Here is a 14,161-nt window from a genome sequence, read left to right on the forward strand (position 1 = left end):
CGGAGACATAATGGAATTAAAGCTGCGTTCGGCGGGCAACCGCAACATGGCCGTGGCGATTCTGGTGCTGCTCGTTATCGCGATCCTCGCGCTGGCTTTGTGCTGGCGCCTTTACGGTGATAACCGCGCGCTGATGAATCAGCTCCTCAATAACCGTCAGACCATCATTGTTCCCTTCGGCGCGGATACGCCGTTCAGCTTTACCGGCGAGCGCGGCGATGCCCGCTATCTGCGCCTGATGGCGCTGGCATGGCTCAATCTGCGCCTGAACATCTCCGACAAAAACGCCGAGGCCAGCCACGAAATGCTGCTGGCAGGCGCCTGCGACGGCGCTGAGAAATCCATTAAGGGCGTGCTCGCGGATGAGGCTTCACGCGTGAAAGGCAACAGCGGCGGCTCGGTGTTCTACCCGAAAGACGTCAGCGTCTGGCCGGACAGGGGCATCGTCGACGTTACCGGCGATCTACAGCTGACTTACGGGCTGCACGACGGCAGGCCGGTGAAGAAGCACTACCGCCTGCGCACTGATACCCGCAACAACCGTCTCTGCTGGAACGCATTCCTGGAGGTTCCCGATGCGTAAACATCTGCTTATCAGCGCCGTGGCGCTGCTGACGGCGCTCAACGCCCGTGCGGAACAACTGACCCTCAACCCCGGCGCGCGCGTGAACGCGGCGGTGAGCAACACCAACCCGAATTACCTGCGCGTATCTGATGACCGCATCCTCAGCGTGCAGGCAGCGCAGGGCGTGCTGAGCGCCAAATCGCCCACGCCGGAAGGCGCGATTGTGTTTTCCACCGTCACCGACAAGCCGTTCACGATGTTTGTGCAGACCGCGTCGGGCTTTGCCTTCTCGGTGCAGGCCACGCCCGGCAAACGCGCGGGCCTGAGCCTCACCGTTGATAACCGCGAGGTGCAGGGCACGGAAGAGGCCAGAACCTTTGAGCAGAAGCAGGACACTTACAGCGCGCTCATCAGCACGCTGGTCGGCCGCTTCCTCACCAACCGCAAACCTGATGGCTACGTGTTCAGTCAAAACACCGACGTGCCGGTCAGTGACGCCGCGAAAAGCGCGTTTGCGCTGCGCCCGGTGACCGCCTGGCAGGGCGACCGCGTGCGCATCGTGCGCACCGACGTCACCAGCCTTTCCACGCAGCGTATCCGCCTGAGCGAGCGCTACTTCTGGAGCCCGGGCGTGATGGCGGTGGCGTTTCATCCGCAGCTCGACGTGCTGGAGCCGGGCGCGAAGGTGTCTGTCATCACCGTGTTCCGCACGAAGGGAGGCCCGGATGAACCTTAACAGCCTGGTCCGCAGCAAGCAGCGCCGCCTGTTTGGCATCATTCTCGCCGCTGCCGCCGTGATTATCGGCGGACTGTATCTGGCCAACCGGGGCGCCAGCGGCAAAACCGGGAGTCATGAAAGCAAGCCGGATAAGGCCTCCGCCGAGCCAGACCTGACCGGCGGGGGTGTGGTCAACGCCTTTGACGGCTCCGGGCAGGGTTCGCTGCTGGTGAGCGCGCAGAATCGCGAAAAGGAAGCGCGGGAGCAGCTCTCTTCAATGCAGAAGGACTTCAAGTCACTGAAAGACCAGATGTCGGACGTGATGAACAACAACAAGTCGCTGCAGCAGAACGTGAGCGACCTTATGGACCAGCTTAAGAATCAGCAAAAGGCCGCTCCGGCCGGACAGGCAGCGCAGCAGGGGGCGGTCAATACGCAGCCACGAACGGAGTACACCTTTGCGCCCGCGCCGGTGCAGACCGGGCAGATTGATAACCAGACCTTCGACTACTCGCAGTTTGAGCCGAAAACGAAGGACGCCTCTTTCTGGGTACCGACCGGCACCTTCTCTGACGCCATCATCATTGAGGGGGCTGACGCCAACGCCTCGGTGCGCGGCGAGAACAACCTGGTCCCCATGCAGTTCAAGCTCAAGGGCAGGGCGCATCTGCCGGGTAATAACAAGTTTGTGCACCTCGACAACTGCTTCGTTACGGCGGCGGCCTACGGCGACATCTCCAGCGAGCGCGCGATCGTTCAGCTCCAGCGGCTGTCCTGCATCATCGACGGCAAGCATATCGACCAGGCCGTGAAGGGGCACGTGGCCTTCTACGGCAAGAACGGCATCAAGGGCGTGCCGGTGATGCGCAACGGCAAAATTCTCGGGCTGGCGTTCACCGCAGGCGCGCTGGGCGGGCTCGGACAGAGCGCCTCACAGGTGGGTCAGACGGTCACCGGCATTGGCGCCACCAGTTCCGTCAGCGGCGGTGACGTGGCGCGCAGCGCCGTAGGCGGCGGCGTGGGCAAAGCGGCGGACAAGCTTGCCGACTACTACATCGAACGCGCCGAACAGTATCACCCGATCATTCCGATTGGCGCGGCGAACCGCGTGGAGGTGGTCTTCATTGAGGGGTTCCGGGTGAAGTTTATTGAGGATGAAGAAGCGGCGAAGCTCGCGAAAGAAGAGAAGCGCAACGGTACGCAGCAGCAGGACACCCAGACGCAGGCCAGAAGCAACAGCGACCTGCCGCCGGACCTGGTGGGCAAACTCGGCGACGCGACAAAGCTCAACATGAATGACTTCGTCACCCCATCGGGCGGGCAGGTGAAGAACATGACCCCGCAAGGCGTCACGCAATGACGGAGGCAAAAATCCGGCTTCGTCACGCCGAGCACTGCGGCTGGATGGTGTTTACCGAGCGGACGGTGAGCTGCTTCGGGCGCGACGCTGACGCGCGCATCCCGGGACTGCAGGCGGTGGGCTACAGCGTCAAAAAGCTCTACTGCAAGCCGGGCCTCATCCCTGACGACGGTTACGTCGCACTGTTCGGGGAGACGCTGCGTCGTCTGCTGGAGGTGGCACCCGGCGACGCCTTCGCCATGAGCATGCTGTCCCGTCTCGGCACCCACGGCAGGAACGGCGATCTCTGGATCGACTTTACCGAAATTTCAGACTTCAACGGAGAGCCCCATGACTAAGAAACACGCTCTGACCGTCTGCGCGCTGGCCATGATGCTCGGCGGCTGCGCAGGCATGAACAGCGACTTTGAGTTCGATAAGCCGGCAAATGATACCGGCGTCTGGATGTCTCAGGCCGACGACATGTCCTCAGGCAGCAGTGGCAACGCGCCTGCAGCGGCGTCAGGTACCGCCGGATTTACCGGCGTAGGCATCCGCCTCGATGACTATCGCCTGATTGATACCGGCACCATCCGCCTTGACCCGCAGGCTGAAGTCCCCGGCGGTCGTAGTGGCGACCGCGAGAGCATACCGCTGCGTCTGGGTGCCTCGGGTAAGGTCCGGCCGTTCACGCGGGAAAACGGCGTGCTGCACACCACCACTAATCAGACCGCGTACTGCAGCGCCGCGCACTGCTCTCCGGAGCCCGCCGCTGCGTTTCGCCGCCCGGACGGGGTGGCACGCATCTGGATCGCCCCTTTCGTCTCCCCCGACAACAGCGTCCACATGGGCGAAGTTATTTACAGCGTTTCCAGTCACGGTGACTGGAACGGCATCCTGATGTGAGGTCCGCATGAAATTTCTGAAAGGCTTCCGCTTTGATCCGCTGAACGTGGTGGACACGGTGGCGGGCATTCTGGGTGAGCGCGACACCACGAACGAGACGCGTCAGAAGCTGCAGGATATGGACTATCCCCACATCCGCGACCTGCTGCCCTATAAAGACTACGACACCGAAAGCCAGATTTGGGTGAACAAGGAGTCGGTGGGCTTTGTGGTGGAGTGTCAGCCGCTGATTGGCGCCAATGAAAAGCTTGCCGAAAGCCTGGAGTACCTGCTGCGCGACGTGGCCCCCCGCGATATCCCGCTGCAGGTAATGCTGGTTTCCACCCGCGCCGTGAAAGAGCAGGTGGAGCAGGGGCTGAAAAACTTCGCCTGGAAGGGGCACCGGGCAGACGAATGTAACGACGTGACCGCGCGTTTTTTCCTCAACGGCGCGCGCTACACCTACAACAACGGCCTCGACCATCCGCTGACCCTGCGTGACTACCGCCTGTTCTTTATCTGGGCAACACCGGTCAGAAACCTCAGCGAAACCGACATGATCCGCGTGCGCGACGTGCGCCGAAATTTGCTCAACGCCCTCAATGCCGCCGACCTCTGGTCATCTGCCATCGGGGTTTCGGAGTTCAGCAGCGTGCTGCGCGAGTTCTTCAACCACGACCCAGCACGGCTTGAGCGCTACGACAGCGAATACGATCCGGCGGCCGATCTCGGCACGCAGTTTGTAGATCGCACTACGTCCTGGCGGGTAAAACCCTCACATATCCGCATTGAGGGAAGCGACGCGAAAAACAAGCCGTTTGCGGCGCGCATGGTAAACCTGAACCTCGACCGCAACCCGCAGGAACACTATCTCTGGCAGAACGGCAACATTATTCAGGACCTGATGTCGCCGACCAACGGTATACCCTGCCCGTTTATCTGCACGATGGTACTGACCACCGAGGAGCAGATGAAGAGTCAGGGGGAGGCCAACAGCCGCTTTCTGTCGCTGGACTCGCGCGTGAACACCAGCTACGCCAAGTACATCCCATCCACCACGCGCCAGCACGCCGAGTGGAAAGATGCCCGCGCGCGGCTGCTGTCGAACCAGACTTCGCTCACCAGCTACTTCTACGGCATCACGCTGTTCTGCCCGGACGACGACGACCTGACGTCCCGCTACACCGAGAAGGCGCGCAACGCCTTTGCCGCGCAGGGCCTGCGCTTCGTGCGCGCCGACTTTATGCAGCTGCGCAACCTGATGGCCACGCTGCCTTTTGCGATGGTGAACAAGAAGCTGCGCGACGACTGTCGCAAGACCGGCGGCATTCAGCGCTCGGAGTCCTTTCACGCGGTGAACCTGATGCCGGTGATTGGCGATAACAAGCTGTGCGCCTCGGGCATTCTCATTCCGAGCTACCGCAACCAGGTGGCGTTTATCGACGTGTTTGACGAAAGCCTGCCGAACACCAACTTCAACTGGTTTATGTCGGGCACCTCGGGCGCGGGCAAGTCGGTGCTGGCCAACTCCATCGCCCGCTCGGTGCTCGACAAGGGTGGAACGGTGGCGGTGCAGGACATCGGCGACTCCTACAAGGCGGCCTGCAGCAGCCTGGGCGGCACCTACATCAACGGCGACTCGCTTCGCTTCAACCCGTTTGCCAACGTCACCGACATCACGCTCGCCGCCGAACGCATCCGCGATCAGCTGTGCATCCTGGCGAGCCCCAACGGCCTGCTGGACGAGGTGCACGAATCCATGATCCTGGAGGCCATTACCGAATCGTGGCCGCAGTATCAGCAGGACATGCGCATCGATCACGTCATTGCTTACCTGAAGAAAAGACAGGCCGCCGTCAGCCGCGAGTACTCCTCGCAGATTGGCGGACGCATTGATGAAATCACCACGCTGCTCAGCAAGTACAGCACCGGGGGCATCTACGGCAGGTTTTTCAACTCGTCCGAGCCGACGCTCAGGCCGGACCTGCAGTTCGTGGTCACCGAGCTGGGTGACCTGCGCAAGCAGCAGGATCTGCTGTCGGCGGTCCTCTTCAGCATCATGATCTGGAACGAGAACATGATGTACACCACGCCGCGCAGCATGCGGAAAATGAACATCATCGACGAAGGGTGGAAGCTGCTCGGCGGCTCCAGCACCAAGATAAAGGACTTCATTGAAGAGGGTTACCGTACCGCCCGCCGCCACAACGGCTCTTACGGCACGGTGACGCAGGCGATACGCGATAAAAACCTGTCCACGGCGGCGCTCGCGGCCTACGACAACAGCTCGTTCAAGTTCACCTGTATGCAGGATGCCAAGTCGTTCACCACCTTCCAGAAGGAGGAGCCGCACGCGTTCAACGAGCTGGAGTGGGAAATGATCCGCAAGTTCCCGCCGGCGAAAAAGGCGCGCTACAGCTCGTTCCTGCTGAGCGTCGGGGAGTTCTCCAGCTTCCACCGCCTCATTCTCGATCCGCTGAGCGACGGCCTGTTCTCCTCGAAAGGAGAGGACTTTACTTACCGCGAAAAGCGCCTGCGTGAAGGCGCCGACATCAAGGACATTTTGTTTGAGATGGCCGACAACGACGCACATAAGCGCGACATCATCCACATGCTGAAGGAGATGGAGATTTGAACCCTAAATTCATGAAATACGTGATTGTTTATCTGGTCATGGTGGGCGTCGTCTTCCTGGTGTTCCACCTGTATTAACCGCGCGCAGAACCCATACGCATCATTTTCCCTGCAAAGGAGTCTGGAATGGATATCAAACAGAGTGCGACCTGCGTTGTCGGGTCCGTATTGCTCAGTGTCGGCGCGTGCGCCGCCGCGTGGTTCCTCTGGCTGAAGCCGCCCGTCCTGGTCACCTTCGACATGAAGGGTACGACCAACGCGCTGATCCGCCAGAGCGCAAAGCTGGACCTGACTGACGAACAGCGTCGTTCGCTGCTGACGCGCTTCGACCAGAGCGTCACCACCGCCACGTCAGAATACGTGGCCTCGCACGGTGCGGCCATTCTGGTGAGCCCCGCCGTAGTGACCGGCCTGCCTGACGCGACGCCGGAGATTCAGGCCCGGCTCGTCGAGCTGATGAAGGCCGGCGCAGCGAAATAACCCCACCCGATCACCCTAAACCGGGAGCTTCCCGATGAAACACGTTACCCCGCTGGCGCGCGTTGCCGCCGGCGCGCTGTTCGCCGCCCTGAGCCTGCAGGCAGTGGCCTCTGACCTCGGTACCTTTGGCGATACCTGGGACATCCGCGAACACGACCTCATTACCGTGCTGAAGAAGAACCTGGAACAGCACTTCGCCGGAAAATCGCAGGCGCAGATTGAGCAGGAGATGCAGAAAAAGGCGGAAGAGAGGGCGATGCGACCGCCACCGGTGGAGGGCATCACCACCGGACGCGAGACCCGCAGCCGCCTGTTTGACCCGTCTTTCACCGTGCAGCGCGATATCGCCGACCAGAACGGCGTGGTGTTTGCGCACAAGGGAGAAAAGGTCAATCCGTTCGACGTCATTCCGGTGTTCGACGAGACCCTCTACTTCATCGACGCCGACGACGACCGGCAGATTGCCTGGATGAAGCAGCAGGTGCCGCACACCACGTCCTCCCGGGTCATCCTGGTCAACGGCAACGTGCGGGACGGCGCGCAGGCGCTCAGCAGCCGCGTCTACTTTGACCAGACCGGCAGCATCACGAAAAAGTTCGGCATCACGCAGGTGCCTGCGGAAGTGAAGCAGGCGCCCGGACAAAAACGCTTCCTTATTACTGAATTTGGTCTTCCCGACCGCTAACGGAGCCCGACATGAAAAAGCACATCCTCACCACCATCCTGACGCTGAGCCTGACAGGTCACTCCTTCGCCACTGAAGCGCCGTTCAGCGCCGCGCAGAAAGCGCAGATCGGGGAAGTGGCGGCAGACTATCTTCGCGCGCACCCGGAAATTCTGATCGAGATGAGCCAGAAGCTGCAGGCGCAGGCACAGAGCAAGCAGCTTGGGTCCGCCGTGACGGCAGCCCTGCAGGATCAGGCCGCGCTGCTGAACGATCCGACTTCGCCGGTGCTGCATCCGGAAGGCGACGTCGCGGTCATTCAGTTCTTCGACTATCAGTGCATCTACTGCGCGAAGGTCGCCCCGACCGTGGAGCAGTTCATCAGCCACAACCCGGACGTGCGTTTCATCTATAAGGAGTGGCCGATCTTCGGCAGCCGCTGGCCTGCCTCCATTCAGGCGGCGAAAGTCGGGCTGTCCCTTTACAAAACGGGCGGTGCAGAGGTGTATCACCTCTACCACGCTGCGCTGTACGCCACCGGCCATAACGAGGGCAAACTGCTGGACGCGGACATTCGCGAGGCGGCGGTGAAAGCGGGGGTAACGTCGACGCCAAAAGCCGAAGTGGAAGCGATGGGGGCGGTGCTGGAAGCCAACAACGCGCTGGCGAAGCGCCTGGGCATTCAGGGTACGCCCGCCTTTTTCGTTATGCCGGTGAAGGGCGCGACCGCTGACAACGTCAGCGTGATCCCGGGCGCAACCAGCCTAGAGGCGCTGCAGGCCGCGGTGGCAAAAGCGCGCGGCGGCCTGAAGAAAGGGGGCTGACATGGTCTGGCGCACGGCTTTACTGGCGCTGGCGATGTGGATCTGTCAGCCCGCCTGGGCCGCTGACTCGGAGGGCAGCAACGGCAACTCGTCCCTGACCTGTGAGGGACGCTGGGTGAATTCCATCACCGACGTCTGCTGGGAGTGCATTTTCCCGATGAGCGTGGGCAGCGTGCAGGTCTCTGCCGGTACGCTTCCCGACACCGACAACCCGGCCTCGCCCATTCAGATTTGCCCGATACCGCCGCCGATTTTTGAGCGTACCGGTGTCGCGGTGGGGTACTGGGAGCCGTTTGCGATGACGGACGTAACCCGCTCGCCGGGCTGCATGGTGAACATGGGCGGCTTCAACATCAACATTCCGAACACCGGCACGGGTGTCGGCACCAAAACAGCGAACGAGCACCCCGGCACCTTCTACCACGTCCACTGGTACAAGTACCCGCTGATTTCGTGGCTCAGCATTATCACCTCCGAGATGTGCCTGCAGGGCGGCGAGTACGACATCGGCTACCTGTCGGAGCTGGACCCGACCTGGCAGAACGACAACCTGGCGCTGTTCCTGAACCCCGAGGTGATGCTGTTTGCCAACCCGATTGCGCAGATGGCCTGCGCGGCTGACGCGGTGGCCTCCGGCGTGAGCCGCCCGATAGACGCGCTGTTCTGGTGTGCCGGCTCCCACGGCTCGATGTACCCGTTTACCGGCAACATCGTCAACGAGTCGAGCGGGCTCAACAGCTCGGTGCTGCTCTCCGAGCGCATGGATTTCAAGCTGCATCGCGAGGGGCTCATCCTCGACACCGTGCCGTATGACGTTGCGGTCTGCTACGAGTACCCCTCAGTCATCCTGCCGAAAAGCCGCTACCGCTACCAGATGGTGAACACCATCCCGGACGTGGCGTCCTGCCACCCGCTGGGGCGCAACGTGATGCTGTGGCAGACGGGCAAGGAGATGCCGACAAGCAAGAAGAACTACGGCTACCTCATCTGGAAAAAACGCAACTGCGTGATGTAAGCGAGGCACACATGAAACGACTGAACGCGGCGCTGCTCTTCAGCGCCTGCCTGACCGGCAGCCTGCCGGTGCTGGCGGAAGACGGCACGCAGGTGACCAGCACCGAAAACGAGACGGCGTACTTCCTGTCGTCTTCCCTGCCGGATAAAGAGCTGGCCATCCTGATGAAGGCGGCGGAGGCGAAAAACATCCCCGTCTACTTCCGGGGGCTTATCAACGACAACATGGATCATACGGCGAAGTACATGCTGAACCTCATCACCACCTACAAAGTGCGCGGAATACAGATAGACCCGGTGCGCTTTGCGCGATACGGCGTGAAGCAGGTTCCGGCGCTGGTGAAGAAGTGCGGCGACCACTTTGACATCGTTTACGGCAACGTCGCGCTGAGTCAGGCGCTGGACATGATTGGTCAGCGCGGCGACTGCCGGGACAACCCCTGACGCTCTGCCCGCTGCGGCGGGCAACCTTTCACGCTTACGGAAAACCCAGATGAACACACCCACACGCTCCCTGCTGCAGGGGCTGCTGCTGGCCTGCCTGTCCGCAAGCATTCAGGCGGCAACCATGGATGCGTCGAATCAGGAAGGCATCCGCGCTGGTCAGTCGGCAAGCGGGACGACCAGCGCCGATCCGGACAGCTATTTTGACAATTACAGCGCGGACGCGCCGCAGCGCAATCTCTACAGCGACCCGACGCAGACGTCGAGCGACATCGACGTACAGGGCCAGAAAGGGCTCACGGAGTCCGACCTCGGGCAGACCGCGCGGGAATCGTACGTGAACAACCCGGCGGACAAGCTCAGCTACGACTCGGACATGATGAAGTACAGCGACGAAATCCGTGAAAACGCCAGTGCCATTACCGGCGTGAACGGCAGCCAGTGCGTGGCGCAGGAGCTGAACAAAACCACGTACACCAAGCATGCCTGCGAGCTGGCCAACAGCCTGACGCAGTCCTGCACCCGCAAGGCGACCATCGTGACCACCGGTTCGCGCGAGGCCTACAACACGCAGCTGGTGCTGGATGCCCGCAACGTAGCTGGGCAAAAAGCGGACGGTTACTGGATGCTGTTCGACTTCGTGGTACCTGAAGACGGCACCATCAGCAGCGGCACCTGGGAGCTGCTTTATCCGGCGGCTTCAGACTGGCACGGCGATCGTCTGGGCTACTCGATCCGGGCTTTCGGTCAGCAGTTTAAGCTGAAAATTAACAACAGCGGTGCGATGAATATCTCTGCGCAGCAGGTCACCAAAGGACAGGTGATTACCCTGCAGCTGCACTACGACACCGACGGCTATTACGAGTCAACTCGTGACGGCATTCTCAGAAACATCGCGAGCGGGAAATACGTTTTCCGCATGACGTTTCCGATGCAGGGCGTGCGCGACACGGTGAAGGCCGACCTGCAGTGGACCAGCAGCTGCCCGGCGGACATGGGCGACGCCGTGAAGATGAGCGAGACGTGCAGCGAGCCCGGTGAAACCCGCTCGGTGACGGTCGGCGGTCAGGCCTACAGCCTGTACAGCGACTGCTGGGGCTACACCACGCAGTGGAACCTCTATGAAGACGACACCAACACCTGCCAGGCGTATATCGACGACCCCAACTGCAGCGAGGGCACCCGCACCTGCACCCAGAAAATCGGCAACTTCTGCGTTTACAACAAGCTGACCTATCAGTGTGCGCACACCGTGAAGAGCACCGGCTACCTCTGCGGCTCCGAGTTCTACTGCTCAGACGGCAGCTGTTCGGCCATGCAGGCGGGTGAAAACCAGAACTTCGAGCAGGCCGTGTCGCAGCTGGCCGCGCTCGCCGCCTACGGCGAGAACGTCGAAGGCATCGATCCGAATCAGGTCACCGCGTTTACGGGTAAGGGGATGTCCTGCCGCCAGAGCGCGGCGGGCTTCAGCAACTGCTGCAAGAGTGGGGGCTGGGGTCAGGACGCGGGGCTTGCGCAGTGCAACACCGAGGAAAAGGAAATCGGCACCGGCAAGGAGAAGAAGCTTGTTGTGAAGGTCGGCTCTTTCTGCTCCCGCAAGGTGCTCGGTGTCTGCCTGCAGAAGAAAGAGGGCTACTGCGTGTTCGACAGCAAGCTTGCCCGCATCGTGCAGGAGCAGGGCCGCCGCGACCAGCTGGGCATCAGCTTCGGGGATGCCAGCAGCCCGGACTGCCGGGGTATCAAAATTGCCGAACTGCAGGGCATTAAGTTTGATCACATCGACTTCAGCGATTTCTACGACGACCTCAACAGCAACGTGAAGCTGCCCGATGAAGGGGCGCTCACGGAGCTCATTCAGTCAGACATTCAGAACAGCCTGAAGTCAGGAGACCAGCCGTGAAAAAAATCACCTGCCTGTCGCTGCTGCTGGCGGCGCTGCCGCTTTACGCAGCGGAAGACAATCAGCCTGACGGCTACCACTACGACCCTGCCGTGGGCTGGTACTGGTACAACGAGCCGGTGAAAAAAGAAGAAGAGGAACAGCCTGCGCAACCTGCCGCGCCATCACAGGAATCGCCTACGCAGAAGATGAAGCGGCTGCAGGCTTTCCGCGACAACCTGATGAACGAAGCGATGCTGCACCCCTCTTCAGAGAACATCCGGCGCTATAAGGTCGTTCAGGACTGGATGGTAAATCAGGCCAGCCTCTTCGCCTCGCGCTGGGAGAAGGTGCTGCTGGACAACCCGGAGCTCGACTACAGCCTGAAGCACCCGTTTTACAACGGTACCGCCAACATCCAGTACACGGAGCAGCGACAGAAGCAGCAGGCGGCCATTCGCTACGTAAATCAGCGCTACGGTGTGTTCTTCTTTTATCGCGGCAACGAGCCGCTGGATAACCGGCTTGGCGGCGTGGTGAAGGAGTTCAGCGAGCAGTACGGCCTGACCGTCATCCCCGTGACCGTGGACGGGCGCGCAAGCCCGGACCTGCCGGACACCCGGCAGAACGCCGGTCAGGCCGAGAAAATGAAAATTAACCACTTCCCGGCCATCTACCTGGTGGAGCCGCGCACGAAGCAGTACCAGCCGCTGGCGTACGGCTTCATCACCCAGGACGACCTGGCGCGCCGCATGCTCAACATCGTTACCGACTTCCAGCCCGAGGATTAAACATGATTGCGAAACTCTTTGCCTTGCTGCTGATGCTCGCACCGGTTATGGCCAGTGCCAGCACGATTGACGACATTGCCCGCCTGGAGCAGGCGAAAGGGGGGACGGATGCGCCAGCGGAAGTCCCGCCACATAAAGAAACGCCCGCACCATCTGAGCAGCCCGCATCCGACAGACCGGTGTGGTACCACCTGAGCGACGGCCGCCGCCTGGACGTGGGGCACTGGCAAATCGTGCACTTCGTCCGCTCCGACTGCCCGTACTGCCACCGCTTCAACCCGACCCTGAAGTCGGTCTCTGAACAGACCGGCATCGGTATTTTCGTTTACAGCTTTGATGGCAAGGGCGATGCGGTCTTCCCGAAGGTGATGCCGGTCAATGACGGCATCCTGAAGGACTTCTTTGCGGAGCTGCCGCAGGCAACGCCCACCGACTTCATCATCAACACGCAGTCGCTGGTGACCATTCCGCTGTCGCAGGGGGAAATGAGCGAGGAGGCGCTGAAGCAGCGCCTGGATGAGTCGTTTGCGCTGGCCGTGCGTCTGGGGGTGCTGTGATGAGTAAGTTCTTGCTAAGTACGGGCCTTGTAGCCGGCCTGCTGTTCTCCACTGCCACAAATGCTGACGTTCAGAACGACATCAACAAGTTCTTTAACGACATGGGCGGCGGCGGAGGCAACTACACGCAGGGGGCCGCCTGGAAAGGGCAGTCGGCGGGCTATCTGACTGGGGGAAACCTGTTTATCCGCGCGCCGGTGCGCAATATCCAGCTGATATCGGTGACGCTCCCCGATATCAAGTCAGGCTGCGGCGGCATCGATGCCTACCTCGGCTCGTTCAGCTTCATCAACAGCGACAGCATTAAAATCATGGGCAAGCAGATACTGAGCAACGCGGCGGGCTACGCCTTCGACCTCGGGCTGGAAACCATCTGCCCGCAGTGTAAGGCGGTGAAGGACTACCTGCAGAAGCTCGCGGCCGACACCAACAACATGAACATCTCGACCTGCCAGGCGGCGCAGTCCATCGTCGGCGGTTTGTGGCCCAAAACGCAGGCGGCCAGCTCGCAGATTTGTCAGGACCTCGGTACCAAGCACGACGTGTTCTCTGACTGGGCGGCGTCGCGTCAGGGCTGCGGCGTCGGTGGCGAAACCAACAGCGTGTTTAACAAGGCGACCGACGACGAGAAAAAGCGCATTCCGCGCAACCGCAACCTGACATGGGACACCTTCACGAAGCTCAACCAGTTCTTCAGCAACGATCGGGCGCTCAAGGAGTTCATCATGTCGATGGTGGGCACGGTGATTTATGACGCCAACGGCAACCCGACGTTTCTGCAGCCGCGCGGCGGCAGCGAGTCGATGTTCAACACGCTGCTGAACGGCGGTACCGAGAAGATTTACCGCTGCAACGACAACACCACCTGCCTGTCCCCGACCATTGCGGACCTGACGCTCAGCGAGGACGAGGGGATGACCGGCCGGGTGCGGGACATGCTCAACGACATCTTTGACAAGGCCCGCAGCGACACGGCGATGACGGAGAACGAGAAGGCGCTCATCAACAGCACCCGCGTGCGCATCCTGCGCTACACCATCGACTCGGCGTCAGTGGGCATGGATCAGAGCGTGGTCAGCAGCCTGGCGGAGTACATCGCGGCCGACATGGTGATGTCCTACATCAACGGGCTGATTGACGTGGCCGCGAGCGGCGCGGCGGGGACGCTGGATACCGAAGAAGAGAACAAACACTTCCGCGAGAACCTGCGCCAGGTGCGCAACGAGCTGAGCGCGCGCGTGCAGCGCATTCAGGTGCAGCAGAACGGGCTGGCCGAGTATGACCGTAGCCTGTCCGAAACGCGCCAGCAGCTCTCCTCGTCCGTCTCCGACAGCGTGCTGTCGAATTACCAGTTTGGAGGATAACGT

At 61.2% G+C, this 14,161-nt stretch carries 15 protein-coding genes; all 15 read left to right on the forward strand.

Translation table 11 applies throughout. The features are described 5' to 3' along the window. Positions 1-10: 10 nt before the first annotated feature. The 15 genes from KVT28_RS22600 (at position 11) to KVT28_RS22670 (ending at position 14,158) form a co-directional block, all read left to right on the forward strand. Positions 11-583 carry a TraE/TraK family type IV conjugative transfer system protein gene (locus tag KVT28_RS22600; protein ID WP_217550233.1) on the forward strand — a complete coding sequence of 191 codons (573 nt, stop codon included), beginning with the start codon at positions 11-13 and terminating at the stop codon, positions 581-583. Further along, the gene (locus KVT28_RS22605; protein WP_217550235.1) at positions 576-1,301 is read left to right on the forward strand and encodes a type-F conjugative transfer system secretin TraK; all 726 of its coding nucleotides are present in this window, start codon (positions 576-578) and stop codon (positions 1,299-1,301) included. The genes KVT28_RS22600 and KVT28_RS22605 overlap by 8 nt, the downstream gene beginning before the upstream one ends. Continuing rightward, a complete protein-coding gene (locus KVT28_RS22610) occupies positions 1,291-2,643 on the forward strand; it encodes a TrbI/VirB10 family protein (RefSeq protein ID WP_217550237.1) in 1,353 nt (450 codons plus the stop codon). The genes KVT28_RS22605 and KVT28_RS22610 overlap by 11 nt, the downstream gene beginning before the upstream one ends. Further along, positions 2,640-2,981: a hypothetical protein gene (locus tag KVT28_RS22615; protein WP_217550239.1), complete on the forward strand. Its 342-nt coding sequence runs from the start codon at positions 2,640-2,642 to the stop codon at positions 2,979-2,981. The genes KVT28_RS22610 and KVT28_RS22615 overlap by 4 nt, the downstream gene beginning before the upstream one ends. Next, entirely contained in the window at positions 2,974-3,528 is a 555-nt protein-coding gene (locus KVT28_RS22620; RefSeq protein ID WP_217550241.1) for a TraV family lipoprotein, read from the forward strand. Before KVT28_RS22615 ends, KVT28_RS22620 begins: the two co-directional genes overlap by 8 nt. Positions 3,529-3,535: 7 nt before the next feature. Further along, positions 3,536-6,142, forward strand: a complete 2,607-nt coding sequence (gene traC, locus KVT28_RS22625) for a type IV secretion system protein TraC (protein ID WP_217550243.1) — start codon at positions 3,536-3,538, stop codon at positions 6,140-6,142. Positions 6,143-6,267: 125 nt separating this feature from the next. Further along, the gene (locus KVT28_RS22630) at positions 6,268-6,621 is read left to right on the forward strand and encodes a TrbI F-type domain-containing protein (protein ID WP_217550245.1); all 354 of its coding nucleotides are present in this window, start codon (positions 6,268-6,270) and stop codon (positions 6,619-6,621) included. A 34-nt stretch (positions 6,622-6,655) separates the two neighbouring features. Next, positions 6,656-7,306 carry a type-F conjugative transfer system protein TraW gene (traW, locus tag KVT28_RS22635; RefSeq protein ID WP_217550247.1) on the forward strand — a complete coding sequence of 217 codons (651 nt, stop codon included), beginning with the start codon at positions 6,656-6,658 and terminating at the stop codon, positions 7,304-7,306. A gap of 11 nt (positions 7,307-7,317) precedes the next feature. Further along, entirely contained in the window at positions 7,318-8,109 is a 792-nt protein-coding gene (locus KVT28_RS22640; RefSeq protein WP_217550249.1) for a DsbA family protein, read from the forward strand. A gap of 1 nt (position 8,110) precedes the next feature. After that, entirely contained in the window at positions 8,111-9,124 is a 1,014-nt protein-coding gene (gene traU, locus KVT28_RS22645) for a conjugal transfer pilus assembly protein TraU (RefSeq protein ID WP_217550251.1), read from the forward strand. An 11-nt stretch (positions 9,125-9,135) separates the two neighbouring features. Continuing rightward, positions 9,136-9,567 carry a type-F conjugative transfer system pilin assembly protein TrbC gene (gene trbC, locus KVT28_RS22650; RefSeq protein WP_217550253.1) on the forward strand — a complete coding sequence of 144 codons (432 nt, stop codon included), beginning with the start codon at positions 9,136-9,138 and terminating at the stop codon, positions 9,565-9,567. A gap of 49 nt (positions 9,568-9,616) precedes the next feature. Beyond that, positions 9,617-11,467 (forward strand): conjugal transfer protein TraN, encoded by a 1,851-nt coding sequence (locus KVT28_RS22655; RefSeq protein ID WP_217550255.1) that lies wholly within the window; start codon positions 9,617-9,619, stop codon positions 11,465-11,467. Further along, entirely contained in the window at positions 11,464-12,237 is a 774-nt protein-coding gene (gene traF / locus KVT28_RS22660; RefSeq protein WP_368734933.1) for a type-F conjugative transfer system pilin assembly protein TraF, read from the forward strand. Before KVT28_RS22655 ends, traF begins: the two co-directional genes overlap by 4 nt. A gap of 2 nt (positions 12,238-12,239) precedes the next feature. Then, the gene (gene trbB, locus KVT28_RS22665) at positions 12,240-12,794 is read left to right on the forward strand and encodes a type-F conjugative transfer system pilin assembly thiol-disulfide isomerase TrbB (protein ID WP_217550257.1); all 555 of its coding nucleotides are present in this window, start codon (positions 12,240-12,242) and stop codon (positions 12,792-12,794) included. After that, positions 12,794-14,158 carry a conjugal transfer protein TraH gene (locus KVT28_RS22670; RefSeq protein ID WP_217550259.1) on the forward strand — a complete coding sequence of 455 codons (1,365 nt, stop codon included), beginning with the start codon at positions 12,794-12,796 and terminating at the stop codon, positions 14,156-14,158. The genes trbB and KVT28_RS22670 overlap by 1 nt, the downstream gene beginning before the upstream one ends. Positions 14,159-14,161 lie beyond the last annotated feature (3 nt).

This window comes from Pantoea sp. GbtcB22 (genome assembly GCF_019091025.1).
Classification (GTDB): Bacteria; Pseudomonadota; Gammaproteobacteria; order Enterobacterales; family Enterobacteriaceae; genus Pantoea; species Pantoea leporis.

What these genes read in the sequence shown, in the direction of transcription:
- traU (WP_217550251.1), top strand. Translation starts at nt 8,111, where the DNA reads ATGGTCTGGCGCACGGCTTTACTGGCGCTGGCGATGTGGATCTGTCAG.
- traC (WP_217550243.1), top strand. Translation starts at nt 3,536, where the DNA reads ATGAAATTTCTGAAAGGCTTCCGCTTTGATCCGCTGAACGTGGTGGAC.
- KVT28_RS22655 (WP_217550255.1), top strand. Translation starts at nt 9,617, where the DNA reads ATGAACACACCCACACGCTCCCTGCTGCAGGGGCTGCTGCTGGCCTGC.
- KVT28_RS22630 (WP_217550245.1), top strand. Translation starts at nt 6,268, where the DNA reads ATGGATATCAAACAGAGTGCGACCTGCGTTGTCGGGTCCGTATTGCTC.
- KVT28_RS22605 (WP_217550235.1), top strand. Translation starts at nt 576, where the DNA reads ATGCGTAAACATCTGCTTATCAGCGCCGTGGCGCTGCTGACGGCGCTC.
- traW (WP_217550247.1), top strand. Translation starts at nt 6,656, where the DNA reads ATGAAACACGTTACCCCGCTGGCGCGCGTTGCCGCCGGCGCGCTGTTC.
- trbC (WP_217550253.1), top strand. Translation starts at nt 9,136, where the DNA reads ATGAAACGACTGAACGCGGCGCTGCTCTTCAGCGCCTGCCTGACCGGC.
- KVT28_RS22640 (WP_217550249.1), top strand. Translation starts at nt 7,318, where the DNA reads ATGAAAAAGCACATCCTCACCACCATCCTGACGCTGAGCCTGACAGGT.
- KVT28_RS22670 (WP_217550259.1), top strand. Translation starts at nt 12,794, where the DNA reads ATGAGTAAGTTCTTGCTAAGTACGGGCCTTGTAGCCGGCCTGCTGTTC.
- trbB (WP_217550257.1), top strand. Translation starts at nt 12,240, where the DNA reads ATGATTGCGAAACTCTTTGCCTTGCTGCTGATGCTCGCACCGGTTATG.
- KVT28_RS22615 (WP_217550239.1), top strand. Translation starts at nt 2,640, where the DNA reads ATGACGGAGGCAAAAATCCGGCTTCGTCACGCCGAGCACTGCGGCTGG.
- KVT28_RS22600 (WP_217550233.1), top strand. Translation starts at nt 11, where the DNA reads ATGGAATTAAAGCTGCGTTCGGCGGGCAACCGCAACATGGCCGTGGCG.
- KVT28_RS22610 (WP_217550237.1), top strand. Translation starts at nt 1,291, where the DNA reads ATGAACCTTAACAGCCTGGTCCGCAGCAAGCAGCGCCGCCTGTTTGGC.
- KVT28_RS22620 (WP_217550241.1), top strand. Translation starts at nt 2,974, where the DNA reads ATGACTAAGAAACACGCTCTGACCGTCTGCGCGCTGGCCATGATGCTC.